Annotated in this window: 18 protein-coding genes; 10 read left to right on the top strand and 8 right to left on the bottom strand. The window is 72.7% G+C overall.

What is annotated here, in order from left to right:
* Positions 1–23 precede the first annotated feature (23 nt).
* Both K7G61_RS07095 and K7G61_RS07090 read right to left on the bottom strand, forming a co-directional pair.
* Positions 24–1,238: an acyl-CoA dehydrogenase family protein gene (locus K7G61_RS07095; protein ID WP_225845796.1), complete on the bottom strand. Its 1,215-nt coding sequence runs from the start codon at positions 1,236–1,238 to the stop codon at positions 24–26.
* 30 nt (positions 1,239–1,268) lie between these two features.
* Positions 1,269–2,291, bottom strand: a complete 1,023-nt coding sequence (locus tag K7G61_RS07090) for a phosphotransferase family protein (protein ID WP_225845795.1) — start codon at positions 2,289–2,291, stop codon at positions 1,269–1,271.
* Between the two features lie 317 nt (positions 2,292–2,608).
* Between K7G61_RS07090 and K7G61_RS07085 the strand changes: the two genes are divergently transcribed.
* Positions 2,609–3,925, top strand: a complete 1,317-nt coding sequence (locus K7G61_RS07085; protein WP_225845794.1) for a glucarate dehydratase family protein — start codon at positions 2,609–2,611, stop codon at positions 3,923–3,925.
* Positions 3,926–3,979: 54 nt separating this feature from the next.
* Here the strand turns inward: K7G61_RS07085 and K7G61_RS07080 are convergent, their stop codons facing one another.
* Together K7G61_RS07080 and K7G61_RS07075 are read right to left on the bottom strand one after the other, a co-directional pair.
* Positions 3,980–5,377 carry a GntP family permease gene (locus K7G61_RS07080; protein WP_225845793.1) on the bottom strand — a complete coding sequence of 466 codons (1,398 nt, stop codon included), beginning with the start codon at positions 5,375–5,377 and terminating at the stop codon, positions 3,980–3,982.
* A 93-nt stretch (positions 5,378–5,470) separates the two neighbouring features.
* A complete protein-coding gene (locus K7G61_RS07075) occupies positions 5,471–6,001 on the bottom strand; it encodes a gluconokinase (protein WP_225845792.1) in 531 nt (176 codons plus the stop codon).
* A gap of 383 nt (positions 6,002–6,384) precedes the next feature.
* Here K7G61_RS07075 and K7G61_RS07070 point away from each other — a divergent pair, with 383 nt between their 5' ends.
* A complete protein-coding gene (locus tag K7G61_RS07070; protein WP_225845885.1) occupies positions 6,385–7,065 on the top strand; it encodes a FadR/GntR family transcriptional regulator in 681 nt (226 codons plus the stop codon).
* Between the two features lie 155 nt (positions 7,066–7,220).
* Here the strand turns inward: K7G61_RS07070 and K7G61_RS07065 are convergent, their stop codons facing one another.
* Complete coding sequence (locus tag K7G61_RS07065) at positions 7,221–8,483, bottom strand: MFS transporter (RefSeq protein ID WP_225845791.1); 1,263 nt, start codon at positions 8,481–8,483, stop codon at positions 7,221–7,223.
* A gap of 64 nt (positions 8,484–8,547) precedes the next feature.
* Here K7G61_RS07065 and K7G61_RS07060 point away from each other — a divergent pair, with 64 nt between their 5' ends.
* Positions 8,548–9,534, top strand: coding sequence for a DUF5937 family protein (locus tag K7G61_RS07060; RefSeq protein ID WP_225845790.1), 987 nt, complete (start codon positions 8,548–8,550; stop codon positions 9,532–9,534).
* Between the two features lie 16 nt (positions 9,535–9,550).
* Here the strand turns inward: K7G61_RS07060 and K7G61_RS07055 are convergent, their stop codons facing one another.
* A complete protein-coding gene (locus K7G61_RS07055) occupies positions 9,551–10,177 on the bottom strand; it encodes an NUDIX hydrolase (RefSeq protein WP_225845789.1) in 627 nt (208 codons plus the stop codon).
* Positions 10,178–10,394: 217 nt separating this feature from the next.
* Here K7G61_RS07055 and K7G61_RS07050 point away from each other — a divergent pair, with 217 nt between their 5' ends.
* Together K7G61_RS07050 and K7G61_RS07045 are read left to right on the top strand one after the other, a co-directional pair.
* On the top strand, positions 10,395–12,221 hold the full coding sequence (locus K7G61_RS07050) for an acyclic terpene utilization AtuA family protein (protein WP_225845788.1): 1,827 nt from the start codon (positions 10,395–10,397) through the stop codon (positions 12,219–12,221).
* 99 nt (positions 12,222–12,320) lie between these two features.
* A complete protein-coding gene (locus tag K7G61_RS07045) occupies positions 12,321–13,289 on the top strand; it encodes a pirin family protein (RefSeq protein ID WP_225845787.1) in 969 nt (322 codons plus the stop codon).
* On the opposite strand, the gene K7G61_RS07040 is transcribed toward K7G61_RS07045, so the two are convergent.
* The gene (locus K7G61_RS07040) at positions 13,217–13,612 is read right to left on the bottom strand and encodes a Scr1 family TA system antitoxin-like transcriptional regulator (protein WP_225845786.1); all 396 of its coding nucleotides are present in this window, start codon (positions 13,610–13,612) and stop codon (positions 13,217–13,219) included. The two genes, K7G61_RS07045 and K7G61_RS07040, sit on opposite strands and share 73 nt — an antisense overlap.
* Before the next feature lie 293 nt (positions 13,613–13,905).
* Here K7G61_RS07040 and K7G61_RS07035 point away from each other — a divergent pair, with 293 nt between their 5' ends.
* From K7G61_RS07035 to K7G61_RS07025, 3 genes are all read left to right on the top strand, one after another.
* On the top strand, positions 13,906–14,310 hold the full coding sequence (locus K7G61_RS07035) for an aldehyde dehydrogenase family protein (RefSeq protein ID WP_225845785.1): 405 nt from the start codon (positions 13,906–13,908) through the stop codon (positions 14,308–14,310).
* A 191-nt stretch (positions 14,311–14,501) separates the two neighbouring features.
* The gene (locus K7G61_RS07030) at positions 14,502–15,524 is read left to right on the top strand and encodes a C4-dicarboxylate transporter (RefSeq protein ID WP_225845784.1); all 1,023 of its coding nucleotides are present in this window, start codon (positions 14,502–14,504) and stop codon (positions 15,522–15,524) included.
* A 266-nt stretch (positions 15,525–15,790) separates the two neighbouring features.
* Positions 15,791–16,420 (top strand): cysteine hydrolase, encoded by a 630-nt coding sequence (locus K7G61_RS07025; RefSeq protein ID WP_225845783.1) that lies wholly within the window; start codon positions 15,791–15,793, stop codon positions 16,418–16,420.
* Positions 16,421–16,653: 233 nt separating this feature from the next.
* Here K7G61_RS07025 and K7G61_RS07020 read toward each other — a convergent pair whose 3' ends face one another.
* Positions 16,654–17,490: an alpha/beta fold hydrolase gene (locus tag K7G61_RS07020; protein WP_225845782.1), complete on the bottom strand. Its 837-nt coding sequence runs from the start codon at positions 17,488–17,490 to the stop codon at positions 16,654–16,656.
* Between the two features lie 871 nt (positions 17,491–18,361).
* Between K7G61_RS07020 and K7G61_RS07015 the strand changes: the two genes are divergently transcribed.
* Together K7G61_RS07015 and K7G61_RS07010 are read left to right on the top strand one after the other, a co-directional pair.
* A complete protein-coding gene (locus K7G61_RS07015; protein WP_225845781.1) occupies positions 18,362–20,590 on the top strand; it encodes a SpoIIE family protein phosphatase in 2,229 nt (742 codons plus the stop codon).
* Positions 20,591–20,778: 188 nt separating this feature from the next.
* Complete coding sequence (locus K7G61_RS07010) at positions 20,779–21,471, top strand: alpha/beta fold hydrolase (protein ID WP_225845780.1); 693 nt, start codon at positions 20,779–20,781, stop codon at positions 21,469–21,471.
* Positions 21,472–21,549 lie beyond the last annotated feature (78 nt).

The raw sequence follows: 21,549 nt of genomic DNA, 5'->3' as shown, positions 1-21,549 counted from the left end.
CCGTGGGACGCCGCCACCGGCGCTCAGGCGTACCGCTTCAGCTCGCGCCGGGCCAGCGACAGCTTGTGCACCTCGTCCGGGCCGTCGGCCAGGCGCAGGGTGCGCGCGGCCGCGTACAGGCTCGCCAGCGGGGTGTCCTGGCCGACACCGGCCGCGCCGTGGACCTGGATCGCCCGGTCGACGATCCGCTGGACGGCGACCGGAGTGGCGATCTTGATGGCCTGGATCTCGGTGTGCGCGCCCTGGTTGCCGACGGTGTCCATCAGCCAGGCCGTCTTGAGCACCAGCAGGCGCAACTGCTCGATCTCCACACGGGCCTCGGCGATCCACTCCCGCACCACGCCCTGCTCGGCCAGCGGCTTGCCGAAGGCCACCCGGGAGACCGCCCTGCGGCACATCAGCTCAAGGGCGCGCTCGGCCATGCCGATCAGGCGCATGCAGTGGTGGATACGGCCGGGCCCGAGCCGGGCCTGCGCGATGGCGAAGCCCCCGCCCTCCTCGCCGATCAGGTTCTCCACGGGCACGCGCACGTCGCGGAAGACGACCTCGGCGTGGCCGCCGTGGTCACCGTCGTCGTAGCCGAACACCCGCATGCCGCGGCGTACTTCGAGGCCGGGCGTGTCCCTGGGGACCAGGACCTGGCTCTGCCGGCGGTGCCGCTCGGCGGTGGGGTCGGTCTTGCCCATCACGATGAACACCGCGCACCGGGGGTACATCGCGCCGGAGATGTACCACTTGCGGCCGTTGATCACATAGGAGTCGCCGTCCCGCTCGATGCGGGTCTCGATGTTGGAGGCGTCGGAGGAGGCGACGTCGGGCTCGGTCATCGCGAACGCCGACCGGATCCGCCCGTCGAGCAGCGGCTCCAGCCACCGCTCGCGCTGCGCCGGGGTGCCGAACTCGGCGAGCACCTCCATGTTGCCGGTGTCGGGCGCGGCGCAGTTGAGCGCGGGCGGCGCCAGGTGCGGGCTGCGGCCGGTGAGTTCGGCCAGCGGGGCGTACTGGAGGTTGGTCAGCCCGGCCCCGTGCTCGCCCGGCAGGAAGAGGTTCCACAGGCCCTGCCGCCTGGCCTCGGCCTTGAGCTCCTCGACCACCGGCGGCGCCGTCCAGCGGTCGTCGCCCGCGGCCCGCTCGCGCTGCTCGGCGAAGACGGGCTCGGCGGGGTACACGTGCTCGTCGAGGAAGGCGGCCAGCCGGGCCCGCAGGTCCTCGGTCCTGGCGTCGTAGCCGAAGTCCATGGTGATCGGTCCTCAAGGGTCGGTTCCGGCTCAGAGCCGGTCGAGGGTGCGCAGGCCGCGGTCGATGAAGACCGGGACGACCTCGCCGATCCGGTCGAAGCCGGCGCCGAGGGTCCGGCCCAGGGTCCAGCGGTAGTGGATGCCCTCCAGGATCACGGCGAGCTTGAAGTAGGCGAAGGCGGTGTACCAGTCGACCGCCGCGACGTCGCGCCCGGAGCGCTCGGCGTACCGCCGGACGATCTCCGCGGGCGAGGGGTGGCCGGGCGCGCCGCCGGTGGTGGGGGCCGGCAGCCCGTCGGTGGCGCGCTGCTCGGTGTACATCACCAGCAGCCCCAGGTCGGTCAGCGGGTCGCCGAGGGTGGACATCTCCCAGTCCAGGACGGCCGTCAGCCGCGTGCCGTCCATCAGCACGTTGTCCAGCCGGTAGTCGCCGTGCACGATCGTCGCCGCGGGCGGGGCGGGCAGCGCGCGGCCGAGCGCGGTGTGCAGTTCGTCGACGCCCGGCAGTTCGCGGCTGCGCGAGGCGTCGAGCTGCTTGCCCCAGCGGCGCAGTTGGCGGTCGAGGAATCCCTGCGGCCGCCCGAAGTCCCCGAGCCCCACCGCGTCCGGGTCCACCGCGTGCAGGTCCACCAGCGTGTCGATCAGGGTGAGGACGGCCCGCCGGGTCGCCTCGGGGCCGATCCCGCGCAACTGGCGCTCGGTGCGGTACGGCACGCCGGGCACGAACTCCATGACGTAGAAGGGCGCGCCGAGGACGTCGGGGTCCTCGCACAGCAGGACCGCGCCGGGCACGGGCACGGCGGTGGGGGCCAGCGCGCTGATCACCCGGTGCTCGCGGGCCATGTCGTGCGCGGTGGCCAGGACGTGGCCGAGCGGAGGGCGGCGGACCACCCAGCGCGAGGTGCCGTCGGTGACGCGGTACGTGAGGTTCGAGCGGCCGCCCTCCAGCAGTTCGGCCCGCAGTTCGCCCGCGACCAGGCCGGGCCGTTCCCGCTCCAGGTGGGCGCGCAGCCGGCCGAGGTCGAGGCCGGGGGGGTCGTCGGAGTCGCTCATGCGGTCACTGTCTCCCTCGTCCGTCTCGGTCGCAGCTCGGTCGCCGCCCGGCCGCCGCTCGGTCGTCACGGCCGGCTCGGTCGTCGTGCCCGTTCTGCTCGTTCCGCCCGTCCCGGTCGTCATGTGACGGGCGCCCCGGCGTGGACACCCCCGCATCGTACCGACTGGTCGGTATGCCGTCCAGGTTCCTGGCCCACCCGTCTCCGCGGGCGTGTCGGCGGCGTCGGCGCGCGGGTCGGCGCGCGGGTCGGGGGCGCATTGACGGCCGTGGTCCGCCCCGCCTACGCTCTGGACTTATGGGTGAATCACATTCACATATGCAGACGTCGGGTGCGGGTACCGCGGCCAAGGGTCTCACCGTGGCCGAGGTGCGGCTGACTCCCATCCTGATCGCCGACCCCCCGCTCCTCAACACCCAGGGCGTCCACCAGCCGTACACCCCCCGGCTCGTCATCGAGGTGGTGACCGCCGACGGCACCACCGGGGTCGGCGAGACGTACGGCGACACGCGCTACCTCGACCTGGCCCGGCCGCTCGCCGAGGCCCTGCCCGGCCACGAGGTCACCGATGTGAACGGCCTGTTCACCCTCGCGGACGAGGTCTGCGGGGTCCCCGACGGCGTCTCGGACTCCGTCGACGTCGGCGGCCTGCGCGGGGTGCAGACCGCCGACAAGCTGCGCCTGTCGGTCGTCTCCGGCTTCGAGGTGGCCTGCCTCGACGCCCTCGGCAAGGCGCTCGGGCTGCCCGTGCACGCCCTGCTCGGCGGCAAGGTCCGCGACCACGTCGAGTACAGCGCGTACCTCTTCTACCGCCTCGCCGCCCATCCGCAGGGCCAGGGCGAGGCCGACGACTGGGGCGCCGCCCTCGACCCGGCGGGTGTCGTCGCGCAGGCCCGCCGTTTCGCCGACACGTACGGCTTCTCGTCCTTCAAACTCAAGGGCGGCGTCTTCGCGCCCGACGAGGAGATCGCCGCGATCCGCGCGCTGGCCGCCGAGTTCCCCGGCCGGCCGCTGCGCCTGGACCCCAATGGGGCCTGGTCGGTGGAGACGTCACTGCACGTCGCCCGGGAACTGGCCGGTGTCCTGGAGTACCTGGAGGACCCCGCCAGCACCACCGACCGCATGGCGCGGGTGGCGGCGGGCACCGAGGTGCCGCTGGCCACCAACATGTGTGTGACCACCTTCCCCGAGATCGAGGAGGCGTTCACCCGCAAGGCCGTCCAGGTGGTGCTGTCCGACCACCACTACTGGGGGGGCTTGCGCAACACCCAGCAACTCGCCGCGATCTGCCGCACCTTCGGGGTGGGCCTGTCCATGCACTCCAACACCCACCTGGGCATCAGCCTGGCGGCCATGACGCACGTCGCCGCCACCGTGCCCAACCTCGACTACGCCTGCGACTCGCACTACCCCTGGCAGACCGAGGACGTCATCACCGAGCGGCACGTCTTCACCCTTGGCCGCCTCCCCGTCACCGACCGGCCGGGACTGGGCGTCGAACTCGACCGCGAGGCCCTGGCCGCGCTGCACCGCCGCTGGCTCGACGACGACGGCACCATGCGCGACCGCGACGACGCCGCCGCGATGCGCAAGGTGGACCCCGACTGGACCGCTCCGCCGGTCCCGCGCTGGTAGCGGGCGCACGGGGCCGCACGGGGCCGCACGGGGGCGGCCCCGCCGTACGGCCGCCTAGATGATCACCGACAGCAGCATCACGAACCCCAGCGCCACCACCGAGATCACCGTCTCCATCGCCGACCAGGTCTTCAGCGTCTGCGGGACGTCCATCCCGAAGTACTCCTTGACCAGCCAGAAGCCGGCGTCGTTGACGTGTGAGAAGAACAGCGAGCCCGCCCCGACGGCGAGCACCAGCAAGGCGGTGTGCGTCCCCGACATGCCGGCGGCCAGCGGCGCCACCAGGCCGGAGGCCGAGATGATGGCGACCGTCGCCGAGCCGGTCGCGACCCGGAGCATCACCGCGATCAGCCAGCCCAGCAGCAGCGCGGATATGTGCCAGTGGTGCGACCAGTCCAGGATCATCTTGCCGACACCGCAGTCGATGAGCGTCTGCTTGAAGCCGCCGCCGGCGCCCACGATGAACACGATGCCCGCGATCGGCATCAGCGAGGCGTCCACGGTGGCCGAGATCCGCTCCTTGGTGAAGCCGGCCGCCCGCCCCAGGGTGAACATCGCCAGCACCACGGCGGCCAGCAGCGCGATCAGCGGGGTGCCGATGACGTCGAAGACGCGGTACGTCAGGCTGCTCTTGTCGTCCACGGTCACGTCGACCAGCGCCTTGGAGAGCATCAGCACGACCGGCAGCAGCATGGTGCACACGGTGGCCGCGAACGACGGCCGGGTCTCCAGGTCGTCCGAGGCGCGGGCCGGGGTCATCCGCTCCGGCGGGTGCACGTCCACCCAGCCGGCGGCCACCCGCCCGAACAGCGGCCCGGCGATGGCCAGCGTCGGCACCGCCACCAGCACGCCCAGCGCCAGCGTCGTGCCCAGGTCGGCGTGGATCGCGTCGATCGCGGCCAGCGGCCCCGGGTGCGGGGGGACCAGACCGTGCATCACCGACAGGCCGGCCAGCGCCGGTATGCCGATCCTGATCAGCGAGTGGTTGCCGCGCTTGGCCACCAGCAGCACCACCGGGATCAGCAGCACGATGCCGACCTCGAAGAACAGCGGCAGCCCGACCAGGCCGGCTATCAGCGCCATGGCCCACGGCAGCCGCTTCTCACTCGTCCGCGCCAGGACGGTGTCCACGATCTGGTCGGCGCCTCCGGAGTCCGCGAGCAGCTTGCCGAGTATGGCGCCGAGCGCGATCAGCGTGCCCACGCCGGCCACCGTGCTGCCGAGCCCGGTCGTGAAGGTGGTCACCGTGTCGGCCAGCGACGCGCCCGCCACCACCCCGACCACTCCGGAACCGATGGTCAGGGCCAGGAAGGCGTGCATCTTCCAGCGGGTGATCAGCAGGACGATGACGGCGATGCCGGCCAGCGCGGCCAGGGACAGCCGCAGGTGGCCGACGTCGGTTATCGGCGGTGCGGCGGCCGCGGCCAGCAGTTCACCGTTGAGTGCGGACACGGAGTTCTCCAAGGGGACGGGCGGTACGAGGGTGGGGTGTGGGGGGAAGCGGAGGGGGAGGCGGAGGAGGTGGGGGCTGGAGCGGGCGGCCCGCTACGGGCGCCCGCCGGAGCGCCGGGGCAGCGCGGCGAGCGCGCGGTCGGTGATCTGCTGCGGGCCGCCGTCGATGGCGATCACGGCGCCGGCCTCGTCGGGCTCCAGCGGCTCCAGCGTCTCGATCTGGGAGCGCAGCAGCCCGGCCGGCATGAAGTGCTGCATCCGGGCGGCCAGCCGGGCCGCGATCAGCTCGGTCGGACCGTCGAGATGGACGAAGAAGAGGTCGGAGGCGGCCTGCCGGAGCCGGTCGCGGTAACGGCGGCGCAGCGCCGAGCAGCTCACCACCCCGCCGAGGTCCCGGCGTTCGGCGATCCAGTCCGCGATGGCGTCCAGCCAGGGCGCCCGGTCGGCGTCGTCCAGCGGATGGCCGGCCGACATCTTGGCGATGTTGGCCGCCGGGTGGAAATCGTCCGCCTCCGCGTACGGCACGCCCAGGCGCTCGGCCAGCAGCCCGCCGACCGTCGACTTGCCCGAGCCGGACACCCCCATGACCACGATCACGGGGCAGGGGGCGGGTGCGGTGGTCATGGGACGTGCCTCTTTCTCGTACGGGATCGCGGGCGCGCTTTCCGTACGGGAGCGCGGCCGCGGGCGAACCGGCTGATGAGGACCGGGTCGCCGGGCCTACGCGGTACTGAACACCTTAGGTATGACGTATTCAAGACTCTGTGATGTAAAAGTCATACGACTGTGCTGAGGGCGTGGGCATCTAGGCTTGGCACATGCGGCAGCAGCAGGCCCCGCGCGACCGGCGGGCAGCGGACGAACGGGCCCGTGGCGGGCGGGCCCGGAGTGATCGTGCCCGGAGCGACCTGCCACGCGGCGATGGGGCCCGGAGCGATCGTGCACGCGGCGATGGGGCCCGGGGTGGACGGGGACCCGCCGACGGGAGCGCCCCGGGCGAGGGGGGTCTGCACTCCCGCGTCCTGTCCGAACTCGGCCCGGCCATCGCCTCGGGGGAGTACCCGCCGGGCACGGTGCTGCGCATCGACGAACTCGAGAGCCGCTACGGCGTCTCCCGCACGGTCGTCCGCGAGGCCGTCCGGGTGCTGGAGTCGATGCACCTGGTCGAGTCGCGGCGCCGGGTGGGCGTGACGGTCCGCCGTACCGAGGAGTGGAACGCCTTCGACCCCGCGCTCATCCGCTGGCGGCTCGCAGGCGCCGACCGCTCCCGCCAGCTGCGTTCCCTGACCATGCTGCGGACCGCCGTGGAACCGGTCGCCGCGGGGCTCGCGGCCGGGGCCGCCACCCCCGAGCAGTGCCGCGAACTGACCGTACTGGCCGCCGAGATGGCCGCGTCCGGACGGGCGGCGGACCTGGCCGCGTACCTCGTCCACGACATCGCCTTCCACCGCGTGGTCCTGGAGGCGTCCGGCAACGAGATGTTCGCGCGCCTCGGCGACGTGGTCGCCGAGGTCCTCGCCGGCCGGACCGAACACCATGTCATGTTCACTGCCCCGGATCCCGAGGCCGTCACCCTCCATGTCCGCGTCGCCGAGGCGGTCCGCGCGCACGACGCCCGCGCGGCGGAGGACCTGATGCGGGAGATCTGTGTGGGCGCCCTGCGCGAGCTCGACATCCTGGCTCCCTGACGGCCCGTCACGCCCCACGAGGGCCGCGGCGCCCGCCGAGATCGTGACGCCCCTGGGGTTCCTGACGACCGGTCCGGCGCCGCGCCGGCCGCCCAGGGCGCCCCCGCCCGGGCCCCCGTACCGTCCCGGCGCCGGGGGGCGGTACGGGCGCGCGGTCAACCCCCGTCGGACCGGGTCCGGTCGCGGTGGGCCGGCTTCGGGCCCATCAGCAGCGCGCCCAGCGCCCCCGCCAGGCCCACGCCGGTCACCGCCCACCACAGCGCCGCCGGTCCGCTCGCCGTGTACAGCGCGGGTCCTGCCGCCAGGGCCAGGAACCGGGCCGCCCCGCGAGCCCACGTCAGGGCCGCCTGGTAGCGGGCCCGCGCGTCGGCCGGCGCCAGATCGGCCACGACCGAGGTGGCGATGCCGCCCGCGCACACCTCTCCCGCGCTCCACACCACCACCGTCAGCACGTACCCGCCCGCCGAACGCGCGACGCCGGTCAGGCCGACGCCCGCCGCGATCAGCACCGAGCACACCGCCCACACCCGCATCCGGTCGAAGCGCAGGATCCAGGCGTTGGCGAACGGCTGGAGGGTCACCACGAGCAGCGCGTTCACGACGGCGACCAGCCCGTAGACCGTGGCCGGCAGACCGCGGTCGCGGATCGACAGCGGCACGGTGAACTCCGTCTGCGCGTACACGAACTCGCCGGCCACCGCCACGGTCACGAACGCCACCAGCAGCCGGTCGCGCAGCACCACCCCGTACCCGCCGGCCGGCCGCGAACCGCCCCGCGCCGCCCGGCGCGGCGCCTCGCGCGGCAGCGCCGCGGCGGCCACCGCCGCGAAGCCCAGGCAGGTCGCCGCGTCCACCGCGAACAGCAGCCAGAACCCGTGGCCGACGAGGAAGCCGCCGAAGGCGCCCGCCGTGGCGGCGCCGATGTTGATCGCCCAGTGGTACAGGCCGAACGCGGCCTGGCGGCGCGCCGGGCTCGCCGAGTCCACGATCACCGCGGCCACCGCCGGCGCGTGGAGCGCGGCCGCCGCCCCGAGCAGGGCCGCCGCCATCGTCAGCGTCACCAGGCCGCGGGAGGCGAACAGCAGCGCCTGGCTCGCCGCGGTGGCGAGCATGCCGGTCAGGATCGCGGGCCGGCGGCCGGCCCGGTCCGCGAACCACCCGCCGAGCACCGGCCCGACGAGCCCGCCGGCCCCGAGCGCGCCCAGCACGTAGGGCGTCCCGCTGTCCGGCACCCCGCGCGAGCCCAGGAAGAAGACCAGGAACGGCACCACCATCGTGCCCACCCGGTTGATCACCGTGCCGCTGAAGACCACCCAGAACGGGCCGGGCAGCCCGCCGAAGTGCCTGGTCACGGCGCCGCGTACCCGGCCACCGGCAGGCGGGGCGGGGCGCGGGGGTTGAGTTGTGGCGGTCGTCATGCGGGAATGGTCCTGCGGCCGTCCCCGTTGACGGCATTGATTAAGGCACGGCTGAATCCGGGGGATGACAGTGGCGGCGAGCTTGCGGTTCGCGTTCTCGGCGAGCGACATGGCCCGCACCCGCTTCGCCGTCTCCCCGCTGTGGGAGGTCGTGGCGAGCGTGCGGGCGTTCCGGAACCCGGCCGCCCGCGGTGTCCACCGCCGTTGGTACGAGGAGACCGCGCCGCGACTGGCCGCCGCCGGGCTGGACCGCGGACTCCTCATGGACCTGGTGCCGCCCTCCGGCTACACCCCGGACTTCATCACCCCGCCGCCCGGCGCGGGCGGCGGGGCCCTCGCCGGCGAGCTGCGCGAGGTCGCCGCCACCCCGGCCGCGGAGGTGCGGCGCGAGCTGGACGCCTTCGGGCTGCGCACCGGGCGCGTCGAGGCGATGCGCGAGGACCCGGCCGCGGGACTGGCGCGGCTCACCTCCGAGATCGCCGCGTACTGGGACCTGGCGCTCGCGCCGTACTGGCCGAAGGTGCGCACCGTCCTCGAAGCCGACGTCTTCCACCAGGCCCGGAGGCTGGCCGCGGACGGGGCGGAGGCGGTCCTCGGCGACCTGCACCCGAGCGTGCGGTGGACGGCGGGCACCCTCACCGTCGCCGACCGGATCTGCCCGGGCGACACGCACCTGCACGGCCACGGCATGGTGCTGGTCCCGTCGGTGTTCGCCTGGTCGTGGGTGTCCACCACGGCCACGACCCCGACCCCCAAGCAGCTGTTCTACCCCAGCCGCGGCCGCGGCTCGGTGTGGGAGCGGGACCGGCCCGTCGTGCCGGACGCGGTCGCCGCGGTCCTCGGCCGCACTCGTGCGCTGCTGCTCGCCGAACTCGCCTCACCGGCGTCCACCAGCGAACTCGCCGGACGCACCGGGCTGTCCGCGCCCGGCGTCAACCAGCACCTGACCGCCCTGCGGGACGCCGGGATCGTCTCGGCGCACCGGGCCGGGCGTTCGGTGCTGTACGTGCGCACGGCGGTCGCGGAATCCCTTCTGGCGGCCGGCGCGTAGACCCCCGCCAGGGGGCTCAGCGCGCCGCGCGCCACTCCAGCACCCTGCGGTACGCCTCCAGCCCGTCCGGCACCCACTGCCACCGCGCCAGCCTCGCGGCCAGCTCCTCCTCGGTGAGGAAGGCGTGCCAGGCCACCTCCTCCGGCTGTGGCCTGACCGGCGTGGTGCAGCGGACCTCGTAGACGGCCGACCACCAGGTGCGCGGCCCGTCCGCGTACAGGAACGTGAACAGCCGCTCGGGCCGGGGCAGTCCGGTGACGCCCAGCTCCTCCTCGGCCTCGCGCAGCGCCGCCTCGTCGTAGCTCTCGCCGGCGGCGAGCACACCGCCGACGAACATGTCGTACATCGACGGGAAGACCAGCTTGCGGGCGGTCCTGCGGTGCACGAAGATCCGGTCCTCGGCGTCCCTGACCAGGACGAACGCGGCACGGTGCCGCAGTCCGAGCGCGTACGCCCGCGCGCGCGGCGAGGTGCCCACGACGTTGTCGTGCTCGTCGACGATGTCGATGACCTCGTCGGCGGACAGCGGGGCGTCGTCGGGGCCGTCGCCGTGACCGGGGGCGTTTCCCCGACCGGGGCCGTCGCCGTGCGCGCGGCCGTCGCCGTGTGGTTCGTCGTCGGGCCGGGTGCCTGGGCTGGTCATGCGGCGATTGAACCATCCGCCGCCACGCGGGCGGCCGCGGGGCGGGTGCGGCGCGCGGCCGGCGGGGCGTGCGGACGGCCCGCGACCGGCGCGCGACCGACCCGCGACCGGCGTGCGGACGGCGCGCGTGCGGGCGCGGGGTCTTGCGCCGCGCGGACACCGGCAAGATGATCGTCCCGCCCGGTGATCCTGGAGAGTAGTGTGACGGGAGAGTACGGTGACCGCACGCCAGACCCCGCTTCGCATCGCGAACTGCTCCGGCTACTACGGCGACCGGCTCTCGGCCGCGCGGGAGATGGTCGACGGCGGCCCCATCGACGTCCTCACCGGCGACTACCTCGCCGAGCTGACGATGCTGCTGCTGTGGAAGGCCCGGCAGCGCGACCCCGACGGCGGCTACGCGGTCTCCTTCCTGTCCCAGATGAACGACGTCCTGGCCGTCTGCCTGGACCGCGGCATCAAGATCGTGGCCAACGCCGGCGGCCTCAACCCGGCGGGCCTCGCAGCCAAACTGCGGCTACTGGCCGCCGCCGCCGGCCTGCACCCGGTCGTCGCGCACGTGGAGGGCGACGACCTGCTGCCCCGGCTGCCGGAACTGCGGGCCCGCGGCCACGACTTCGCGCACTTCGACACCGGCGTCCCGCTGGACGGCTCCGGCGTCGAACCGCTCACCGCCAACGCCTACCTCGGCGGCTGGGGCATCGCCCAGGCGCTGCGGTCCGGCGCCGACGTGGTGGTCTGCGGCCGCGTCACCGACGCCTCACTCGTCGTCGGCCCCGCCGCCTGGGCCTTCGACTGGGCGCTCGACGACTGGGACGCGCTGGCCGGGGCCGTCACCGCGGGCCACATCATCGAGTGCGGCACGCAGGCCACCGGCGGCAACTACTCCTTCTTCACCGAGATCCCCGACCCCGTCCACCCCGGCTTCCCCATAGCCGAGGTCGGCCCTGACGGCTCCAGCGTCATCACCAAGCACCCCGGCACGGCGGGCGCGGTCACCGTCGGCACCGTCACCGCCCAACTGCTGTACGAGACCGGGCACCCGGCCTACGCCAACGCCGACGTCGTGGCCCGCCTCGACACCGTACGCCTCGCCCAGCAGGGCCCGGACCGGGTCGCGGTCGGCCCCGTCACGGGCGAGCCCGCGCCCGCCGCCCTCAAGGTGTGCCTCAACCACCGCGGCGGCTACCGCAATTCCGCCACCTTCGTCCTGACCGGCCTCGACCTGGACGCCAAGGCCGACTTCGCCGAGGCCGCGGTGCGCGACGCGACCGGTGGACCGGGCGGGTTCACCGCGTACGACCTGCGGCGCGAGCACGGCGGCGAGGCCGACCGGCTCACCGTCACCGTGAAGTCGCCGGACGCCGAAACGGCCGGGCGGCGCTTCTTCTCCGCCGTGGCCGGCACGGCGCTGGCCGGCTACCCCGGGCTCTACCTGGAGCACGCCTCGCCCAGGGCCACCGAGTTCGGCGTGTACTGGCCCGCGCTCGTACCGGCCGAGGAGGTTCACGCGGTCACCGTCCTTCCCGACGGCACCCGGCTGCCCGTCCCGCGCCCGCCCACCTCGGGATCGCCCGCCCGCCCGCCGCGCGCCGACGCCGTACCGCCGCCTGCGCCGGCACCCGTGGACGCCGAGCCGGCGCCCGGAACGCGCCCCGCGCCGTACGACCCGTCCGAGCGGACCGTACGGCTGCCGCTCGGCACACTCATCGGGGCCCGCTCCGGCGACAAGGGCGGCGACGCGAACGTCGGGCTGTGGGCGCGCGACGACGAGGCGTACGCCTGGCTGCGGACCTACCTGGACGTGCCGAGGCTGCGCGCGCTGCTGCCGGAGACGGCGCGGCTTCCGGTCAGCCGCCACGAGCTGCCGAACCTGCGCGCGGTCAACTTCGTGCTGCACGGTCTGCTCGGCGACGGCGTGGCCGCCTCCACCCGCGCGGACCCGCAGGCGAAGGCGCTGGGGGAGCAACTGCGGGGGTGTCTGGCCGACATACCGGAGAAGCTGATCGACGTCACGGCGGGACTGCCAGAGCCGCCGTTCTGAGGACGGCCCGGGCCTCGCGGGACGCGCGGCGTACGGCGACGGGAGGCGTACGGCGACGGGATCCGGCGCACGCACCGGCCGCGGGGGCATGATCGGGGCATGAGCAACCTCGATGTGAAGCCCGCGGCCACCCTGTGCGGCGGGCGCGAAGACGTGTCCGGCGCCCCGGTCCGCGAACTGCTCGCCCCCAGGAACGTCCCGCTGGGGGAGAGCACGGTCGTCCGCCGGCTGCTGCCCAACCTCGGGCGCCGGATGGTCGGCGCCTGGTGCTTCGTCGACCACTACGGTCCCGACGACATCGCCCAGGAACCCGGTATGCAGGTGCCGCCGCACCCGCACATCGGGCTGCAGACGGTGAGCTGGCTGCACGAGGGCGAGGTGCTGCACCGCGACAGCCTCGGCAGCAAGCAGACGGTACGTCCCCGGGAGCTCGGGCTGATGACCGCCGGGCGGGCCATCGCGCACTCCGAGCAGTCGCCGCGCGACCACGCCCGCTACCTGCACGGGGCCCAGCTGTGGGTGGCGCTGCCCGACGCCCACCGGCACACCGCGCCCGCCTTCGAGCACCACGCCCGGCTTCCCGAGGTGACCGGCGGCGGTGGACTGCACGCGACCGTGATCCTGGGCGAGGTCGACGGCGCCGCGTCGACCGGCACCACGTACACCCCCATCGTCGGCGCGGACCTCACCCTGGCCTCCGGCACCGACGCGCGACTCCCCCTCGAGCCCGACTTCGAGTACGCGGCGCTGGCCATGTCCGGCCAGGCCGAGGTCGACGGCGTCCCCCTGCCCCCCGGCTCCATGCTCTACCTCGGCTGCGGCCGCCGCGCCCTCCCCCTGACCGCCGACGTCCCCTCCACACTCCTCCTCCTGGGCGGCGAACCCTTCGCCGAGAAGCTGGTCATGTGGTGGAACTTCGTGGCCCGGTCAGCAGACGAAATCGTCGCAGCCCGCGAGGACTGGACACAAGGCACCCGTTTCGGTGACGTCCGGGGCTACGAGGGCGACCGCCTGCCGGCCCCGCAGCTCCCCCCGGGCGGGCTGAAGCCGCGGGGGAGGGTGCGCTGAGCTGGGGGTTTGTGGGTGGGGAAGGCGGGTGTGGGTGCCGGCAGGGGACCTCGTCCTAGACGTCCACGACCGCATGGGGGAGGCCCGGGAGACCGGCGGCGCTGCGTGCGCCGCACGTCCGGGCCGCCGAACGGCCGGCGCAGGACACTCTCCTGAATGATGGCGCTCACCGTTGGCGGCGGCCAGCGGGTCGTCAAGTCCTGACGGGCCGCCGGGCGGTGACGCGCTGCTCGATCGTCCTGGCTCGGTCCGGGCTCCGTGCGGGCCACCTTGATCTGGCGGCCGAGGGCCCGCAATGAGGTCCGCCACCTCGTCCGGGCCATCGGCTTTCTCGCTCGTGGCAGTCCCCGTGTCCGGCTGCCGCGGGCAACCGGTGAGCCGACGGCCACCGCCGGACGGAAGGTTCACGGAATGCGCCGGCCACCTTTTATCGACCGGCGGGAGGACGCCGTTCACGGCACGCCGGTGAAGGCCGGCCCCGGTCGGATGACCGGGAGTGCCCCGGCCGGGGTGAATCGTGTACTGGTCATGTGACAGATGCCGTGATTCCGGCGTCGCGGAAAAAATGGGGGCGTCGGCAGCGGCGGGATGCCGACGCTCTCCACGGGACGGAGCCGTGCTGTGGCAACAGGCCGCAGGAATCTCCGGGACACGAATCGCGAGGATCACCATGAAAACCGTTGGCCGGCACTTCATCAACGGTCGTTTCGTCGACTCTCACGGCCGGGAGACCGCCGATATCCACAATCCGGCGACCGGTGAACTCATCGGGCACGACGACGAGGCGGTCGCCATCGCCAACGACACCGAGTACGGCCTCCACGCGTACATCTACGGTGAGGACCGCGAGCGGGCCCGTGCGATCGCGAACCGCGTACTCGCCGGTCGCGTGGCGATCAACGAGTTCGTCGACGACCCGATCAGCCCGTTCGGAGGTTTCAAGATGTCGGGCTTCGGGCGTGAGTTCGGCATCCACGGCCTTCAGGAGTACCTCGAAACCCGCACCGTCTTCGTCGACTGAGCCAGGAGCGGCCGCCGGACGCGGCCGGCAGGGCCGGCCGACCACACGGTGGCGCTTCCCGCGGGCCCGGCCGCGGGACCGCCGGGTCCGTTGCCGCCGGACGCCGCGTGCCCGTCGCGCCAAGAGGACGTCGACCGGCGGAACCCGCCGCCTTCATGCCCCGCCTCGCCCGCACACCACTGGAGTCCCGTATGTCCACAGTCATGTCCGGACCGGCGGTCTCCGCCGGCACCGCCCCGCTCGCCGGAAGGCGGCCTCCGCTCAACGCCTTCGGTATCTCCTTCGGCCTGTCCGGCCTGGCAGGCACATGGACGGCCGCCGTCGGGCTGGGCGCGCCGGTGTTGATCGCCAACCTCCTCTGGCTGACAGCGGCGACCGCGTGGGTGGTGACGATGGTGTGCTATGCCGCGCCCGGGCTTCGTCCGCGGGACCTCGCCGAGGACCTGCGCCATCCGGTCCTCGGTCCGTTCGCGGCTCTCGTTCCCATTGTCGGTTCCTTGCTCTCAGCCCGCCTGGCGGCATGGTTCCCGGCGGCGGGGGAGGGGCTCGTGTGGTTCATGGTGGCTCTCAGCGCCGGCTTCGGAGCGTGGTTCGTCGCCAGGATGCTGACCGTGCCGCGGGACGCGGCAACGCTTCATGGCGGTCATCTGCTGCCCACGGTCGCCGCGTCCCTGATCTCCGCACAGGCCCTCGCGACAGTCGGCCACCGCGGCGCGGCGAGGGTTCTCTTCGCCTCGGGCATCCTTTTCTGGCTGCTGATCGGGGCGCTGCTCCTGACCCGCTTCGTCACCGGTCCCGAGATTCCCCGGCCGCTGCTGCCGACGCTGGCGATCTTCTCCGCGCCGCCCGCGGTCGCGGGCAACGCCTGGTGGACGATCACGCAAGGACGGCCGGGAACAGCGCACGAGATGCTGCTCGGCACGCTGGCCGCGCTGCTCCTGCCCCACCTCTTCCTTGCCGGCCGCTACCTGCGGTTGCCGTTCGCGCTCGGTTTCTGGGCCCTGACCTTCACCACCGCCGCGAGCGCGACCTACGGTATCCGGCTGCTGTCCCGCACCGGAGCACCATGGCGCACCCCGCTGAGCTGGGCCGTGGTCGCCGTCGCCACAGTGATCATCGGCGCCGTGGCCGTCCGCTCCCTGGCCCTGTTGCCCTTCCACCGGGTCCACCCGCGCAGGACCGGCGGCCGGACCGCCGCCACATCCTCCGGGTGAGCCTCCGGCCCAAGGGATGCGCAGGGGACCCGACGTCCCCTGCGCATCCCTGAAAGGGAACGCTCATCGCCATCGCGGGCGCCGGCCCGGGTGCCGGGGCGGGGAGTCGCCGCGGGTGGTCAAGCTACCGATGCCGTCGGGTGGTTTTGGTGAGAGCCTGAGGCCAAGAGGATTTTCTCGGCCTTCTTCGAATGGGCGCCTCCCGCCTGTTCTGCTTTCCGTCGTGTGCGCACCGTGAGGGTGCGCCGAACGAAAGGAACGTTGCAATGTCGCAAACCTCGAATGTCTCGGTGCCAGTCGGTCTCGTCCTCATCGACACAGTCAACGAGATGTTCTCGGAAAAGGGCAAGGGATACCCGGGGTTCAAGGAGGAATACGACAGGATCGGAACCTTCGAGAATCTCAAGCGGCTTCTCGCCGGATTCCGGGCGAGGGGTTTCCCGGCATTCTTCTCCCCCATGTCCTTCACGGAGGAGGAGTACGGCAACTGGAGGCACCCGGCGGGCGTCCACCGGATGATGTTCGACAACCGGATGTTCGAGGCCGGCAGCTGGAACGCCGAGTTCCACCCCGACCTCGCGCCCGCAGGCGACGAGGTGGCGGTCGCCCCGCACAAGAACCTCGACGCGTTCGCGACCACGGACCTGAACATCCAGCTCAAGCGGCGCGGTGTGGAACACGTGGCCGTCGCGGGCATGATCGGGACGATGTGTGTGGAGTCCACCGCGCGCACCGCGATGGAGCTCGGATACGAGGTCACGCTCGTCAAGGACGCCACGGCTCCCGAGGGCGGTCCCGAGGCGTACGAGCAGATGCTGAGGCGGTACGAACTGATAGCCCACCACGTGCTGACCACCGATGAGGTCCTGGCCACGGACCCCTTCTCCGGACGGTAGGAACCGGCCGGGGGAGCGGCAAGGGCGCACCTCCAGGCGGTGAGGACGACAACGGCACAGTGTGTGCGCACAACCCGAAACCCCCAGGTGACCCGTCGGTGACCTGGGGGTTTCGGGTTGTGATGGCGGGAGCCTTCCGGTCCGGCCGGTGCTCGGCCGGTCGTGGAGCGGGCCGCCACCGCTTGCGCGATGGCGGCCCACAGCGCGCGGCAACCCGCCGCCGCCCGGGACTGCTACTTGGCGAGGAAGTCGAGCAGCGCCTTGTTGACCTCTTCGGCGTGGGTCCACAGCATGCCGTGCGGGGCGCCCTCGATCTCCACGTAGTCGGCGGAGGGCAGCAGCTTGTGGAACGGCCGCGCGGTGGAGTCGATGGGCAGGATCCTGTCGGCGGTGCCGTGCACGATGAGGGTCGGCACGTCGATCTTCGGGATGTCGGCGCGGAAGTCGGTGGACCAGGTCAGCGGAGCGGCGGCGGCGGCGTGGGAACCGCCGCCCGCGGCCACGTTCCAGCTGTTGCGCAACGCCTCCTCGCTGACGCGGGTGCCGAGGTTGTCGTCGACGTTGTAGAAGTCCTTGTAGAAGGCGGTGTAGTACGCGTACCGGTCCGCCTTGACGGTGTCGGAGATGCCCTGGAAGAACTCGAGGGGGGCCGCACCCGTGGGGTTGTCGTCCGTCTTGAGGAGGAACGGCTCCAGGGACGCCAGGAAAGCTGCCTTGGCGACGCGGGAGGTGCCGTAGGTGCCCACGTAGCGACCGACCTCGCCCGTGCCCATCGAGAAGCCGACGAGTACGACGTCGTTCAGGTCCAGCGTCTCCAGGACGGTGTTCAGGTCGGCGGCGAAGGTGTCGTAGTCGTAGCCGGTGGTGGGCCGGCTGGACTGGCCGAAGCCGCGGCGGTCGTACGTGATGACGCGGTAGCCGGCCCCCAGCAGGGCTGCCGACTGCTTCTCCCAGGAGTGGCCGCTGAGCGGGAAGCCGTGGATGAGGACGACGGGCTGACCGGCGCCGTGGTCCTCGTAGTACACGTCGATGTCGGTGGAGTTCTCCTGGCCGACCTTGATGAACGGCATCGTTTTCCCTTTCGGAACGTGGAACGCTGTTGCTGGCCGCCCGGCTCGCCGCCGAGCGGCGGACCGGGTACGGAAACCGCGTGGCCACCGCCTTGCGGCCGTACCGCACGCGGGGTGTCGGCCCCGCGTACGCGGGGCCCGGCCACGGACCGAGTCTTACTCGGGCACAGCGCCCCGGGATCTGTCGCACGACTTACCGGTCCGGACTAAGTCATGGACGACGCGGTCGTGGCAGGCGAGTTCGCCGGCCGAGCGCCCACTGGTGGCCTTGCGGCCCGCCGCACCGAGAGCCGTGCCGGGCCTCGCAACCGATGGGACCGGTCACGCGGCCCGTCGGCGCGGCCGCACTCGTCCGTGTCCGGCCTCCGGCTCAGCGATCGCGCCGACCGCGACGACCAGGCTGCCGAGGTGGGCGGTCCGGTCCACTGGAACGTGTGCGCGGCGGGCATGAGGCACATCGCCGGCGGGACGGCAAGGCGCAAAGTGCCCTGTTCACCGACGACGCGGTCGTGCCGATCGTCCTGCCGCCGTTACGGCGGCCCGGAGGTCCTGAAGCTCGTCGAGCTGCCCGAGCCCAGAACGCACGTGGACTCGGTCCTGGTACGGATACGCGCCGCCGCCCTCGACCGGCCGACCTGGCGATGCGGGCCGGGGTGCTGGACAGCGCCGTCGAGACGCCGAGATCACCTGACCCGCACGGGCTGCCCGCGAGGCGCTGACCACTGGACGATCATGATCACATCTGCTGTTTCCGCCCTTCTGTCCCGAAGGTAGGATGAAAGGAATAAAGGGGATTAATGGGCCGCGCCTTTGTCGTGATCGCCGATAGGGCGCGGCCCGGTGGGGCCGTCGAGGAGGACCGGGAGTCAGGTTGAGCAGCATCACAGGGTGGGGCCCGGAGGGCGGTACTCGCCCCGCGCGTCCGGCGACGGATGCCCGGGTTCTCAACGAAGTCCTGGTCGCCACCGTCCGCGAGGCGGTGGTGGAGTTCGACGCGGTGGCCGTCATCGCCTACCTCCTGGAAGACGACGGCGAGTGGCTGAGGGCGGCGGTGATCGGCGGTTCTCCTCCGGCCGTCTTCAATATGCCGGAGCGCATGCGGTTGAACGGGCCGCGGGCCTCGGCGACCGCGTGCCGCACCGGAGACATGGCCAGCATCGGGGAGCCCGGAGCTCGTCCGGACGACGTGGGCCGGGGCCGACCGCCGTACGCCGTGGTGGCCGCACCCCTGGTCGGCGACGGTCACCGGTTCGGGGCGCTGGCCGTCAGCAGAATCCCCTGGAGGGACGGCGTCCTCGGGAAGGACCAGTGGGAGCGACTCCGGCAGATGGGCGAGAACCTGACGCGCGAGCTGGCTTCCCTGGCTGCCTCGGGCACGCTCGTACGGCCGGGGAGTCAACCGCTGATCTTTCCCGTGTTCAAGCCGCGCAGCCCCCTGACCGAACCCGCGACCGGGTGGGGACTGCCGGACATCCCCGGCTCCGCCGGTCTGAGCTGGATGTACCAGTTGCACAGGCTGGCCAACGAGCTGAACTCGGCCGCGAGTCCCGCCGAGGTCGTCGAGGTGGCCCGGTCCCGGGTCATGGGCACTCTCGGCGCGCGGAGCCTGATCCTGACGGTGGCCGGCGAGGGCAGGCTGTGGGTCGTCGGCCATGCCGGTCTGTCGTCCAGGGGGGTCAGGCAGCTCCACGGATCCAGTGCCGTGAGCGGCGCGGTGACCCCGGTGAGCGACGTTCTGCGCGGCACCGACCCGTACTTGTTCCCGCGCCGCGGCGACCTGCTCAGGGCCTACCCCGATGCAGAGCACGACGGCAATCAGGCGTCGGCGCACCTTCCCATGCGGGCCGGCGGGCATCCGGTGGGCGTCTGCTCCCTGGGGTGGGCGGAGCACCGTCTCTTCGGTGCGGAAGCGCAGGCCGTGATGATGATGATGGCGGGATTGCTGGGTCAGGCGCTGGAGCGGGCTCTTCTGGCCGAAGGCGAGCACGCTCTTGCTGAGAGCCTGCAGAGGCGGTTGCTCCCGCGTGCCCTGTCCGACCTGCCGGAGGTGGTCACCACCGCCCGGTACCTGCCGGCCCCGACCGGAGGGGTCGGTGGCGACTGGTACGACGCGATCGCACTCCCTTCCGGAGGCATCGGGCTGGTGATCGGTGACGTGGAGGGCCACTCGGTCGAAAGCTCCGTCGTCATGGGCCAGCTGCGCAGCGCGCTGCTCGCCTACGTGACCGAGGGCCACAGACCCGAGGCGGTGCTGACACGTGCCGGCGACCTGCTCGGCCAGCTGGAGAGCGAACTGCTGGCCACGTGCTGCGTCGTCTATCTGGACTCGACCGACGGTACGGCCGAGGTCGCCCTCGCCGGCCACCCGGCTCCGCTGCTCCGCCACCCCGACGGACGTATCCAAGTGCTCGACACGGTCATCGGTGTCCCGCTGGGAGTACCGTCACCGACCCCCTACCGCGCTTTCGACGCGATCCTGTCATCGGGGACGCTGCTGTTCCTGTACACCGACGGCCTCGGCGAAGCGCACGGCCCCGACGTGGTGACCAGCGCCCGCACGACGCTCGTCTCCGGTACCCGGGACGACTGCCACGGGCTGGAGGAACTCGCGGACCGGGTCGTCTCCCTGGTGCCCTCTCCGCCCGAGCGCAGAGACGACGTCGTCCTTCTCTTCGCCCACTACGCGGGCGCGGACCCGCAGCGCCACGCCGGCCGGATGGAGATCCAGCGGCACGACCTGAACGGTGTGAAAGCCGCGCGCGAGTTCGTCCGCAAGTGCCTGGAGGGCTGGGAGCTGGACGTGGCGGCGGACGACATGGAACTCATGACCTCGGAAGTCGTGACGAACGCCCTGATCCATGCCGACAGCGACGTCGAGCTCCGGTTGCGTCAGTACCGCGATCGCGTCCGGCTGGAGGTCCGGGATTCCGATGTCACGCCTCCGATCCCCTCCTCCCTCTCGGCGAGCGAGGAGGAGAGCCCGCAGGCGGAGCACGGTCGCGGCCTGCTCATCGTGGAGGCTCTCGGCGAGTGGGGAAGTTCGCCCAGCGGCCGCGGCAAGGTGGTCTGGTGCGAAACCGCCGTTCCCCGGGAGGGGTGAATCGCCGCTGACGCGGCGGCCTTCGCATCGTCGGCGCTCCTCGTCCGGACCATCCTCCCACCAGCGCACTCCTTGTCGGACCCTGTGGCGGGCCTCTTGCTGGACATTATGTTGGACATAGTGTCCAATATTCCTTGGGCTCACGGCGACAGTGTGTGCCGTGCGGTGCTCGTGAGAGGTGTGCGTCTGTGACTGCTGGTGATGGTTCGCGTCCGACCCTGCTGCTGGTGCACGGGGCGTGGCATGGTTCGTGGTGCTGGGAGAGGCTGGTCCCGGAGCTCGGGGCCGACGGTTGGGCGACCCGGGCGGTCGAACTGCCCAGCGCCGGGAACGAGGAGGCCGGCATACGGGACGACGCGCGGGTGGTGCTGGAGGAGCTCGGGCGGATCGAGGGACCGGTGGTGGTGCTGGCGCACTCGTACGGCGGCATACCGGTGAGCCAGGCCGTCGCCGAGGCGTTCAACGTCTCGCACGTGGTGTATCTGGCGGCGTATCAGCTCGACGCGGGGGAGAGCCTCCTCGGGTATCACGGGGTGCCGGTGCCGTCACAGGCGGCGGGCTTCCAGGCGGTGCCGGGCGATCCGCCGGCGACGTTCTACGCGGACCTGCCGCAGGCGCGGGCGCAGGCGGCTGCCGCGCGTCTGGTGCCGCAGAGCGCGAAGTCCTTCAGCGAGCCGCTGACCAAGGCGGGCTGGCACACCGTCCCGTCGACCTACGTGATCTGCGAGCGCGACCAGGCACTGGGCCCGCAGCACCAGGAGGAGCTGGCGGCCAGGGCCGGTGCCGTCCACCGCATCGCGAGTGACCACTCGCCCTTCCTCTCCCATCCGGGGGAGCTCGCGGCGCTCCTCGCGAAGATCGCGCTCGGGTCGGCCGCCTGAGCCACGGGGGGGCGCCGTCGCGGCCACCCGCCGGTCCTGCCGGGAGACCGAAGCGTACGGAAGGAGAATGTGGTGTCC

It is taken from the genome of Streptomyces sp. HPF1205, assembly GCF_020400825.1.
GTDB lineage: Bacteria > Actinomycetota > Actinomycetes > Streptomycetales > Streptomycetaceae > Actinacidiphila.
The sequence above is the reverse complement of the archived record's forward strand: the minus strand, read 5'-3'. Positions and strand labels throughout refer to the sequence as shown.